Annotated in this window: 1 protein-coding gene; it reads right to left on the bottom strand. The window is 65.4% G+C overall.

Features of this window, described 5'->3' with window-relative positions:
- A partial coding sequence (locus VBE63_RS29465; protein WP_323686526.1) for a RuBisCO large subunit C-terminal-like domain-containing protein occupies positions 1 to 1,264 on the bottom strand: 1,264 nt, incomplete at its 3' end.
- Between the last annotated feature and the right edge of the window lie 67 nt (positions 1,265 to 1,331).

Below are 1,331 nucleotides of genomic sequence, written 5' to 3'. Positions count from 1 at the left end.
GCTCTGGATGCTGAGCCGCATGCTCGGCGAGCGGCACGCCAGCGGCGATCGCCTCCCAGGCTTGCCGCAGGCTCGCCGCTCCGCCGCGCGGCCCCATCGGATGGCTGAAAACGCCACGGCCGGGGACGAAGCCGAAATCGGCATTGCCGACATGCGCATGCACGCCCGGCAGGGTCACCGCCGAGTCGCTGCCGCCCGGCACCGGCAAACAAGGCTTGATCGCCCCCATCGGCTCGACACAGGCGGCGATGCATTCCAGCACTTCATCCTCTGCCATCATCATGCGCGGGCCAAAGCCGGGCATGATCACCACATCGAATCCGGCTAAGCGCTGCAATTTGGTCCAGACCCGGGTATGCACGCCGAAATAAGGCAGCCGACTCGAGGCCGCGATCAACGGGAAGTGCGCCACCAGCGGGACTTGGGCCTGCTTGCGCAGCATGCGCACCGCGCTCAGACCGGTCGGTAACGCATTGACCATCACCGCATTGGCGCCGTTGGCGACGACTAGATCGTGCAGCGGCAGCAGCCGATCAACCTCATCCGTGATGTTGGCGAGATAGACCTTGTGCTCGCCGGTCTCTTGCTCCGCGCGCTGGCGCGCAGCGCCGAGCAGGGCCGAGCGGCGCGCGATCGGCGACCAGTCCGGGTCGGCCAGCATCTCGTCGTCCTTGGCGATATCGAGTCCGCCGAGCCAGCCCTGATAGCCCAGCTCGGCAAAGGGCTCGGGGTCCAGGCCGATGTTGGGCTTGATCACCCCGAAGAAGAACGGCCGGTTGTGAATCTGCCAGCGTTCGCGTAATCCATGAAGCCCGAACTGCGGCCCCTCGAACGCGGCCAGAAAGCGGTCAGGAAACTGGATATCCAGCAGCTTGATCAGCGGCACATCGGGGGCAAAGAAGGGGCCTTCGCCGAGGATCGCGCTGAGCAGATTCGGGAGGCGCGGGCCAAAGTTCGCATGCGGATGGGCAATCCGCACCCGGCAGACGCTGACGGGGCCATCGACCGGCGGATGAAGCGGATAACTGGTGCCGGACAGCTCGGTCTCGACCTCCAGATCCAACACCTTGGCGGCGAAGCGCGGGCGATAGTCCTCCTCGACATCGACCCTGGACCATTGCGCGGTGGACTGCTCGCTGCACAGATGCGCGACGGCGATGCGCGGATCACCAGCACACTCGATGCGGTAATCGAGGGTGAGATGCGCCTCGGCGTCGAGGCTCGAGGCATCGCTGTAGAAACCCTCGATATCAGCAGCTTTCATGATTACTTAATCCTCCGCGGCCTGACCAAGGAACTGCAGGGTCACGGCACGCTCCGGCCGCGGCCCA

Origin of the sequence: Lamprobacter sp., assembly GCF_034860625.1 — a bacterium.
Lineage (GTDB): Bacteria > Pseudomonadota > Gammaproteobacteria > Chromatiales > Chromatiaceae > Lamprobacter.
This window is presented reverse-complemented; position numbering and strand designations above follow the sequence as displayed.